The 9,738-nt window shown below is 48.2% G+C and carries 8 protein-coding genes and 1 tRNA gene; 3 read left to right on the forward strand and 6 right to left on the reverse strand.

What is annotated here, in order from left to right:
• Window positions 1-184 precede the first annotated feature (184 nt).
• Window positions 185-508, forward strand: coding sequence for a DUF2671 domain-containing protein (locus tag P8P30_00540; protein MDG1286034.1), 324 nt, complete (start codon window positions 185-187; stop codon window positions 506-508).
• A 96-nt stretch (window positions 509-604) separates the two neighbouring features.
• Here P8P30_00540 and rsmA read toward each other — a convergent pair whose 3' ends face one another.
• Genes rsmA through rlmB form a run of 6 tightly spaced genes read right to left on the reverse strand, consistent with a single transcriptional unit; the run spans window position 605 to window position 7,785 of the window.
• Entirely contained in the window at window positions 605-1,429 is an 825-nt protein-coding gene (gene rsmA / locus P8P30_00545) for a 16S rRNA (adenine(1518)-N(6)/adenine(1519)-N(6))-dimethyltransferase RsmA (GenBank protein MDG1286035.1), read from the reverse strand.
• Window positions 1,430-2,683: a SurA N-terminal domain-containing protein gene (locus tag P8P30_00550; GenBank protein ID MDG1286036.1), complete on the reverse strand. Its 1,254-nt coding sequence runs from the start codon at window positions 2,681-2,683 to the stop codon at window positions 1,430-1,432.
• Between the two features lie 5 nt (window positions 2,684-2,688).
• Entirely contained in the window at window positions 2,689-4,797 is a 2,109-nt protein-coding gene (gene lptD, locus P8P30_00555) for an LPS assembly protein LptD (GenBank protein ID MDG1286037.1), read from the reverse strand.
• Between the two features lie 49 nt (window positions 4,798-4,846).
• Window positions 4,847-5,944, reverse strand: coding sequence for an LPS export ABC transporter permease LptG (lptG, locus tag P8P30_00560; protein MDG1286038.1), 1,098 nt, complete (start codon window positions 5,942-5,944; stop codon window positions 4,847-4,849).
• The gene (locus tag P8P30_00565) at window positions 5,941-7,056 is read right to left on the reverse strand and encodes an LptF/LptG family permease (protein ID MDG1286039.1); all 1,116 of its coding nucleotides are present in this window, start codon (window positions 7,054-7,056) and stop codon (window positions 5,941-5,943) included. Before P8P30_00565 ends, lptG begins: the two co-directional genes overlap by 4 nt.
• 9 nt (window positions 7,057-7,065) lie before the next feature.
• Window positions 7,066-7,785, reverse strand: coding sequence for a 23S rRNA (guanosine(2251)-2'-O)-methyltransferase RlmB (gene rlmB / locus P8P30_00570; GenBank protein ID MDG1286040.1), 720 nt, complete (start codon window positions 7,783-7,785; stop codon window positions 7,066-7,068).
• A gap of 93 nt (window positions 7,786-7,878) precedes the next feature.
• Between rlmB and P8P30_00575 the strand changes: the two genes are divergently transcribed.
• Window positions 7,879-7,964, forward strand: a tRNA-Tyr gene (locus P8P30_00575).
• Window positions 7,965-8,055: 91 nt separating this feature from the next.
• Complete coding sequence (locus P8P30_00580; protein MDG1286041.1) at window positions 8,056-9,540, forward strand: hypothetical protein; 1,485 nt, start codon at window positions 8,056-8,058, stop codon at window positions 9,538-9,540.
• Window positions 9,541-9,738 lie beyond the last annotated feature (198 nt).

The following is a 9,738-nucleotide window of genomic DNA, read 5'->3' on the forward strand; positions in this document are numbered from 1 at the left end:
TTTTTCTGTAGAATTAGGCTGGGTGAAGAATCATTAGATGCTAGTTTCCATAATAATTGCTTGCAGAAGTTGACAAAACGCTCTATCCGGCTATGGTCCTTTTAGTTAAGAACCGTTTATTTTTGGCAACTTTAGGTTGTCTTAAGTTAATATTCAGCTCTCATGGAGCTGAGATGAGGAAAAAATGACGTATAAAAACAGGCTGCTCGAAAAGCTAAATATGCCAAACCGTTCGAAAGAAGCCGGTGAAGGAGTAGATTCCAGCATCACTGAAATGATGATGGATCCTCGTTATTTGCGTCAATCTTCTTCATTGGTTAATCAAGCGCTGCAAAAAGGATTTGATGTTCTTCAGATGGAAGATGGTGAAATCGTTATGACGGGCACTAAAACCATCATTTATCGTTATCAGTGGGATGCTGAAGAAGGCATGCTCATGAAAAAAGCGATCGAAAGCAAAGAAGAAGATGATCGCCTGACTCTGCCAGAGGTGGAAACGGTTCAATAGCGATTGCTATGCCCGGCTCCTGTCGTAGTGAGTGGTCGGGTTTTTTCTATTGACTCAGAATTGTCGGATCCCCGTCTATTTCTTAGAAGAGTTATCTTAGGCCTTTAGACTGGCCGCTAAATCTATAAAATTTATTAAAGAAAGAGATTCGGCGCGTAAGGTCGGCTCAATGCCGCATTGCTTTAGCCAGATTCCAGGTTCCGGGTGTAGTGATTTAAGACTGGAGCGCAGCATTTTACGACGCTGGCCAAAAGCGGCACCGGTCACACGTTCAAGCACGTTAATATCGCATTTTGCACGGGCTTTTCGAGGGATCAGCCGTACGACACTGGAATCCACTTTAGGTGGTGGGGTAAAGGCCTTCGGGGGTAAATCAAATAAGGGCTGCACATCGCACAACCACTGACTTAGCACACTCAAACGGCCATAATGTTTGCTACCCGGCGATGCGCCAATACGGTCGACCACTTCTTTTTGGAACATCAGGGTGAGCGACTGATAGCTGCCTGCATCATCAGCAATTTCCTTGAGCCATTTAATCAGCATTGCGGTGCCGACATTATAAGGCAGGTTGGCGATGATCGCGCGCGGGGTCGGGATGGCATCGGGTATCGAGAAACTTAACGCATCGGCTTCTAGAATTTGCAAACGCTTATCGCTGGCAGCGAGCTCTGCCAATAGGGGTAAGAGCCGTGAATCTTTTTCAATCGCGTGAATAGTTGCCGCTTCAGATTTAAGGAGCGAGCGGGTAAGTCCGCCAGGACCAGGGCCCACTTCAATCACGTGAACGCCGGATAGTTTCCCGGATAATTGCGTGATTTTGTCGGTGATATTGCCATCCATTAGGAAATGCTGGCCAAAGCGCTTATCGGGACGAACGCCGTGTAGCGTCATATGTTCTTTAAGTGGAGGGAAGCTCACCTAAGTACGGATTTCAATAAAGTTCTCACGACGCAGCGCACGCATGAACTTGGAGGCTTCAAGGTCAAGCTTTTCGCGGAAGAGTCGCTCGCGTAATCCTTCATCTGCCAACACTTGCGCGGGCATTTCTACTTTCTCGCAAAGAATGTAGAAACGAATGCCTTGGGGGGTCGCGAAAGGTTCGCCCACACTGCCGACATCTAAATTTTGTGTTTGCTGGCGTGCATAGGCCGGGAGGTCACTTACGGTTGACTGCAAGAAAGAAACTTTAATATCCGTATCGGTAAATTCTTCGATACCGGCCACACTTGGCTCCAGACATGTGCCTGGATTACGGGCAACCTGCTGGGCAATATTCATGGTGAGGGTGACTTCTTTTGGTGTCGCCTCTGAGCGCAAACTTAGGAGTATTTCTTTCAGAATAACTTGACTCGGATCAATCATCGTCACGTTGCTTTTGGCACGAACTTCATTGACGCGCATAATGTGTATGCCACGTTCTGAACGAATGGGGCCGATTAATTCACCCGGTGTTGCCGCTTGAAGAGGTGCTGCAAGTGAAGGTTCCAGCTGATCTATCGTCACCCAGAAGCGCGGTTCTTTCCCGGCAGGCACTTTCATTAATTGCTGCATCACGGCTTCTAGCTGCGCTCCGCCACGCACATCTTCAACGATTTTTTGTGCGAGTGCGAAAAGAGGCGCCTCTTTTTCCGGCGAATCGATGGTGAGCACGAGTGGCGTAATATTATATTCCTGGCCTGATTCTACGAGACGTTGGTTTTTAGCGGAACGTTCAAAGTCAGCTTCGGAAATGCGAACTTTTGGACGGATCACTTTCGCCATCATTTTATTCCATAAAAGTTGTGCACGTAGTTGCGAGGTAAAAGCTTCCCACGCAACGCCTTTGCGCACCATAAAGCCTTGCAAACTGCCGGGAGCTTGACCGTTTTGTTGCTCTAATCCGCCAATGGCGGCGGCCATCTCTTCACCAGAGACAACGACACCACGCTTCTTCGCATCGATTGCCTGAAGACGTTCATCGACCAATTGTTTCATCGCTTGCGAGGTTACCTTTTTGCGAATCTCCGGCGAATCCGTTAAGCCGCTAGAGCGGATAATAAGTTGTGCGCGATCGACGAGATCGAGGTTAGAAATAGGCGTTTCGCCGACCACGGCAACCACGCTTAAGTGGCCGACATTAGCGTGCGCAGTCGCACCGAAAGTAAGGGCGGAAAGAAGGAATAAAAGTATCAATCGCATCAGTTTAAATTCTCTAATTCTACACGTAGCACGAAGGAAGTGCTGGGTTCGACGTCACGGTCACGGATGAGGCTTCGGTTAAAGTTACCATAAAGTTTAAAGCACTCATCACTATAACGAAACCCTGCATTGGCTACGGTTTGTTCGTTTTCTTTCAAATCTCTACGCGTCCCGGCGAATAAAGTCCAGTAATCCGTGACGGCGACGCTTGCGCTTGCGACAATTTCTTCACGATTATCGAGGAAAGAATCATCGTTGAGATCTAAGTAATCGACCTGTAAAAAGACCGGGTTCAAATTGAGTGTGGTATTAATCTCGGTGCGTTTAGGTGCGAAATCATCTTTATCAAGGCGGAAACGATAGGCGGTTGTCAGGTGCGTATCCCACGTGACGGCGACGCGGCCAACATAGTCAGAACGCTCTTGCGTTAAATCGCTATTGAAGGGGAAGGGGTTATCTTCATCGGTGCGATAGTGCTGGCCGATGAGGAAATCTGTCTGCATGGTATCGGCAAATTGCCACAAGCCCTGTATGCCTAAGTTAAAACGTGAACCGGTTTCAACCCGGTCATATCCAGCGAAGCGATTACTTTGCAAGAGGTTAGAGTCATTAAATTCAGGCACAAGGCTATCTTCATTGGGAATTTTATCGCTGTTACTGCCACCGGGGCTGACAATAAATTGCGCGATAGGCTCAATCAGCAAGCTACGATTAGGCGCATATTGATTGAGTAAGGGATAACGCCATCCCAGCTCCAATTGCGGAACCACACGCGCGGGGGTGCCGTCAAAGTCATTGGCGAAGCCGGTGCGGGTGACATCCTCGACAGAGTAGACATCGCCGCGAACGGAAGCTTTGGCTTCTAGCACATGTCCGCCTTCAGTAATGTAAGGGATTTCCCAGCCTAGGGAGGTGGAGAGTCGGCGACTCTGTGCGCCAATATCGCGTGTCAGTACGGTGGTGCCGGCTTCCACATTGAGGCGAGAATTGAGCCAGCCGGGTTGCCCTTCCCATGCGAAGTCGGCGATCGGCAAAATAAGCGGCGAGGTATCTGAGTTATCATTAATCGTGAGCCCCTGAAAGGCGAGTGCCTGCACGCTGGCATAACGACGATCTTCCACATGCTCAATGTAAGCGCGCGAGGTGAGGGTATCTTCGGAGCTGATATCGTAACGGCGCAAATAAGTATCATCGGTCGTGCGGCTAATATCGAAACCCCAGTCCCAGGTGTCGGAAATATTGAAATTACCAAAGGCTTTAATGTGCCCACGAATTTCATTGCCGGCAATTTCAGCACCGGACTCATCACGTTTATTTGGATTGGTGATGGAGCCGCGCCATTGCATAAAACCATTCTCAAATAAGTGACGATATTCACCTGCAAGCACTGGAGCTTCTTTGGCTAACCAAGTGGGAGTGAGGGTTGCATCAATATTGGGAGCGATGCTTAAAAAGAGGGGCGCTTTGGCGAAAGTTCCGAGCTCAGAATCCGCGCCCACTTCTGGCGTCAGGATACCACTTACGGCATCTGCATCGGGTGTGGCATGGCTAAAATACGGAGTATAGGCGACCGGAACGCCCCAAAATTCCATCCATGCATCGTCATATTCGACCCGTTGCTTTTCTTGATTGAGCGTGACTTTTTCGGCTTTGACCTGCCAGAGTGGGCTTTTATCATCGCAGAGTTTACAAGGTGAGTAGACGGCTTTGTCCATCTCAATCACATTCACGCTTAAGCGGCGTGCCTCGCGCGCGGCGAAGAGTGAATCATCGGCCATTCGCGCACGGAAATTCTCGATCACGCCGGCTTCGAGATTATCTTTAAGTTTTACGGTGTCGGCAAAAAGCACATCGCCATTGGGTTGCCGAAGCGAGATATTGCCGCTGGCTAGGACTTCATTGGTGTTTTGATCATAGGTGAGGCGATCGGCCAGCAAGATGATTTCACCTTGAATCACTTGCACTTTGCCCAACGCTACGACTTTGGCGAGCTTGCGATCATAGCCTAATTCTTCAGCCGAAAGGAAAATTGGCTCGCCTTTATTTTCCGCCGCTTCGGCAGCATTGCCAAACGCAAAGAAAATAGAAATAAACACGGCCAGCCACATAGTTTAAGTTTTAGGCAGCTGCTTGGCTTTTCGCAACGGTTAAAGCATTCTAACCATGTTCTAAATGTAAGATAAGCCAGATGCCCCCCAGCAGCGTGGCAATCGGCGGAATCCACGCGGCGGCCAGCAGCGGTAAACTGCCCGATAATCCCATCGCATGTACCAGATCAGAGAGGAAGTAAATTAGGAATCCGGTCAACACTCCCCCGGCCACGAGGAGCACAACACGCCCGCGCCGTGGCGAATGAAGCGAGAAAGTCGCCCCGATAAACACCATCCCCACCAGCAAGAGCGGCAAGGCAAGTGTCACTTGAAAATGTAATTTATGGCGAATGGCGGAGAAGCCTGCCTCTTCTAGCAAGCCGATAAAATGCGGCAATTCCCAAAAGGAAAGTGTCTCAGGTGAAGCAAAACTATCCTGAATTTGTTCCAAGGTGAGTTCGGTATTTAGGCGAGTAGAATCAAAGAACTCTGCTGGTTTCCCAGGTTTTGAGAGCGTCACGTCTTTTAACTCCCATGAGCCCTGCATCAATTTAGCGGACTGCGCATCCAATCGGCCAAGGAAGCGACTATCCGCGCCGTAATGGAAGATGATAACCTTGCGTAGAATCACGCCTTGTTGATCGAGGCCTTGGGCGTGGAAAATTCGTTCTTGGGATTCGCCCTCAGGCGTTATCTCAAAATCGCGTAACCATAATCCGGAAGAAGAGAGGGATAAAACGCTCGATTTTCCCGAAATATATTTCGCCTCTAATTGCTCAAACCGTGAGAGCATGGAGGAGGAAATCGGATTAAATACCGTCACAAATAACACGCCAATCAGCAAGGTCACTAACCAGCCCGGACGTAAGAATTGCCAGACGGAAACGCCCGCAGCACGCGCGGCGACAAGTTCACTTCGTTTAGTGAGTTTGGTCAGCGCGATCATCACGCCAATCAACACAGCAAAAGGCAAAATGCGCAGCGCCATTTCTGGTGCTTTCATCAATGCCATTTCGACCACATTGCCAAAACTAACGCCGCCTTTATTGGCCGTGCGTCGTGTCAGCTCGACCGTGTCTAAAAGTAAAACGAGGGTCAGTAATCCGCCAAGCGTCATAAAAATTCCACTGGCAAATTGGCGCGCAATATACAGGGGTAATGTCATGCGGAGGAGCCTTCAGTCTGATTGAAGGTGGGGATTTGCGAGAAGTTAGTATCGCGCAATTGCCAGATGATAAATCCAGCCCAAGCCAATAAATTTAAATAGAGTATCGGAATAAATTCGGAATGTTTGCTGATTAAGCTTTGCATGCCCAAAGCGGTGGCGACAATCACGATGGCGGAGACGGAAATCACCGCAATCCGTCTATTTTGTCCGCGCCGGTTAAACTCTCCGCGAAGTAAAGTTGCAAAGGCAAATCCGGCAAGAATAAGCGTATAAAGTGGCCATGTTAAGCGGTGGTGAGCCTCGGCCAGTAACTCTCCTGAGCGTTTAGGGTCCATACGTGCCTCGCTAAATAATTCGCCTATAAAGTATTCCTCAGGCTTGCGGGTGCGCGAGCTCACCTCGGTGGCGTAGAAACTTAAATCTACTGCATATTCATCAAACTTTAGGAAAGAAAAGCGCCCCGAACGCATCTCTTGGCGATTGCCATTATAAAGCAAAAAGCGCGGACCCGATTCGGTTTTTTCAATCCGCCCGCGTTGCGCCATCATGGTGACAGGTTGGTCTTGAATGCGGTTATCATGCACCAACAATCCCTCCAGCGCGCCGCTATTATGACGTTTCCGTACAAACACGGTCAGACCTTTAATCGGCGTGTTAAACACTTCCTCTTGCAATAGAAGTGAGGCGTAATTATCGCGCAAGAAGGTCTGCATATCTTTAAATTTATGGTAGGTGAGCGGCATCAGCCAAAGCGAAATCATATAAGCAATTAACGTCGCCGAACCGGCCACCATAAAGACGGGTTTTGAGAGCTGCCAGCGCGATTGTCCAGCCGCGCGCAACACCACCAGCTCCGAGTCTAGCATCAGGCGATGATAGATAAACAAGACCGCTACAAACACGGCAAAAGGCAAAATCACAAAGAGCAGCGATGGTACCATGAGTCCGGTCAGTTGTAAGAAAGTAAGTGAGGAGACGCCGCGATTCACGATATAATCCACAAAGCGCAACGCTTGGGTCAGCCACACAATCGCCGTCAAACTAAAGGCGATAATCAATAGCGCCGTAGCGAGTTGTGTGCCGATATAACGATTAAGCTGCGAAATCATATTCTCACTTTAGCCGATCTTTTGCGCCAATGCATAGAGGCTAATGCCCGTGGCGACCGAGACATTCAGACTTTCCATCTGACTGTGGATCGAAAGCTTAGCCAATAAATCACATTTCTCCGCGACCAGACGGCGTAATCCGCTGCCTTCTGCGCCCATGACGAGAACGGTTTTGGGATCTAAATTTAATTGATCGATGGTTTGTTTCGCGTCGCCATCCATGCCCACACTCCAATAGCCAGCATTTTGCAACTCTTTCAACGCGCGGGTGAGGTTGGTGACAGCGACTAAAGGAATCAACTCCAGCGCCCCTGCTGCAGTTTTAGCAATCGTCGCATTCTCGCGTGGTGCATGTTTATCCTGCACAATGATACCGCCCACATCAAACGCCGCAGCAGAGCGCAGTATCGCGCCAATATTATGCGGGTCGCTTACCTGATCAAGCATGAGAAGGCGTTTGCCTGTCTCTGCCAGTTCCATTAGGTGGGGCTGTGGTAATGCCTGAACTTCCAGCGCCACGCCTTGATGCACGCTGAAATCTGGCAGCAGTTTATCTAACCAGTCTCCGTCAACGGTATGCGTATAGATTGCCTCCGGCACTTTCAGTTTCTCAGAGGCATTGCCAGTTGCGTAAAGTTTGCGCTTTACGCGTTGAGGGTTATTGAGGGCTGCTTGCACAGCATGGATGCCAAAAATAAAATAATGACCAGAGGTAAGGGTAGCTTTCATGGAGCTTTCTATAACAGGAAATTGCATAAATGCATATCTTCCCTTGCGGACAGGTCAATGACACGCTAAATAGCAGTTTCAAGCGCTCATTGTGGAGGGGTGGCTGAGCGGTCAAAAGCAACGGACTGTAACTCCGTCGGAGTATTCCTACGCAGGTTCGAATCCTGCCCCCTCCACCAATTTTTCCTAAGCCCTTGATTTATATATAAGCTATTGTAAAATAGCAGGTTCTTTCTTTCGTTTGGTACAAACATCTGGTACAGAGAGAGGATGAAAGAATTGTCTGGAAAGCAGTATCTTCAGCGGCGTGGGGACACATGGCATTTTCGCTATGCAGTCCCTGAAGAGCTGCGACCCTCTCTGGAGAAGAGAGAGTTGCGTTTAAGCCTTGGCACGAAAGATTTAGATGTTGCCAAGCAGAAAAGAAATCTGGAGGTCTGTAAGGCCGAGCAACTTTTCAGTGATACGCGCAAAGAATCAGCAGTAGCGAAGAAACTAGCTCATAAACAAGAAGCAGCGATAGCTTCAATGTTGGATATTCAGCGCTCTGTTCTTTTGTGGTTTACCGAAAAGGCTAAAAAGAATGGCAGCGAAGATAGCGAGAAATACTTCTCGATAGATGACCAGACTCGCCATGAGTATATTGATAACCTGCGAGATGGGCTTTCCATCTACAGCCACAGCACAGAAGGCGCGGTGAACGAGAGGGAGGCATGGGCAGCCAAAGTAGCCGACAAGATTATTGTTCGTCACAGCTTCTATTTACCGCATGAGCACAAACACTATCAAGATATGGTTCAACTGGTTCTACGAGCCGATAGAGAGCTTCTAGAGCGCCGTCTTAATCATTATACCCACGGTGATTTCTCCGGTAAAAGCCACGATAGCTTTTTTGCTCAATCTCTCCCTTCTCACGCCTCGCTTACATCTATCCAATCAGGTGCGAAAGAACCAGATAAGACACTGAATGAGTTGATTGAAGAATTTATCAAAACCAAGGAAGACATCGTAGAACCTTCCACCCTAAAGGGATACAAAGCGAAGTATGAATTATTGATTGCCTTTCTTGGCAGTGAAACGCTTCTCTCCGGTATTACGCGTACACGTATGAAAGAGATAGCGGAGAGTCTGAAGGCTTACCCAACTAATGCTACGAAGAAATATGCAGGACTATCTCCCGATGCAGTTATCGCACAGGCTGCAAAAAATGGTGATGCGACTATCTCTTATAAAAATCACAAGCACTATGTTGAGAGTTTCTCATCTCTCTTCTCATTCGCGGTAGATGAGGAGTATATAACCACCAACATAGCCAAAAAGTTGCCTAAATTACCGAAGCCCAAAATGGGCAAGAAGAAGCGTTATCCCTTCACTATCAACCAGCTCAATCAAATTTTTGCGACTATTCCAAACTGGAATTGGAAAACAAGGCATGGCAAGCCACCAGTAGATTGTATCTGGGTGCCAATTATTTGCCTCTATACAGGTATGCGCGTAACAGAGTGTTGCCAGCTTCATGTTGATGACATTAAGCAGGTGGATGGCATTTGGTACTTCGATATTACCCCTAGCATCGACCCCGAAGAGGAAGAGGAAGCAGAAAATATCAAGCACCTCAAAACCGAAGCTGCAAACCGTAAAGTTCCTATCCCCACTCGTTTGATAAAGCTGGGGTATCTCAAACGAGTGGAGCTAGCCAGAAAACAAAAAGAGGTGCGCGTGCTATCTGAAATACCTCCTCGTACAAAGCAATAGATGTAGAGAACCTCAAGTCTCCATCAACCAAACCCTATAAATACAATGAATACGACCCAGATGGATAAATTATGCAATTGAGACGCATGTGCAATTAATTGCACACGCTTATGGATAGCTTGGAACGCCGATAGGCGTGCCTATTAAAACCTTAAGGTTTTAAATCAAACGCTGCTATAATTCAGTATCATTTAGTAT

The organism is Rickettsiales bacterium, from assembly GCA_029252805.1.
In the GTDB taxonomy this organism is placed as follows: Bacteria; Pseudomonadota; Alphaproteobacteria; order Rickettsiales; family JALZUV01; genus JALZUV01.

Coding starts and splice junctions, on each gene's coding strand:
- P8P30_00540 (MDG1286034.1), top strand. CDS start 185: ATGACGTATAAAAACAGGCTGCTCGAAAAGCTAAATATGCCAAACCGT.
- lptD (MDG1286037.1), bottom strand. CDS start 4,797: ATGTGGCTGGCCGTGTTTATTTCTATTTTCTTTGCGTTTGGCAATGCT.
- lptG (MDG1286038.1), bottom strand. CDS start 5,944: ATGACATTACCCCTGTATATTGCGCGCCAATTTGCCAGTGGAATTTTT.
- P8P30_00565 (MDG1286039.1), bottom strand. CDS start 7,056: ATGATTTCGCAGCTTAATCGTTATATCGGCACACAACTCGCTACGGCG.
- rlmB (MDG1286040.1), bottom strand. CDS start 7,785: ATGAAAGCTACCCTTACCTCTGGTCATTATTTTATTTTTGGCATCCAT.
- P8P30_00580 (MDG1286041.1), top strand. CDS start 8,056: ATGAAAGAATTGTCTGGAAAGCAGTATCTTCAGCGGCGTGGGGACACA.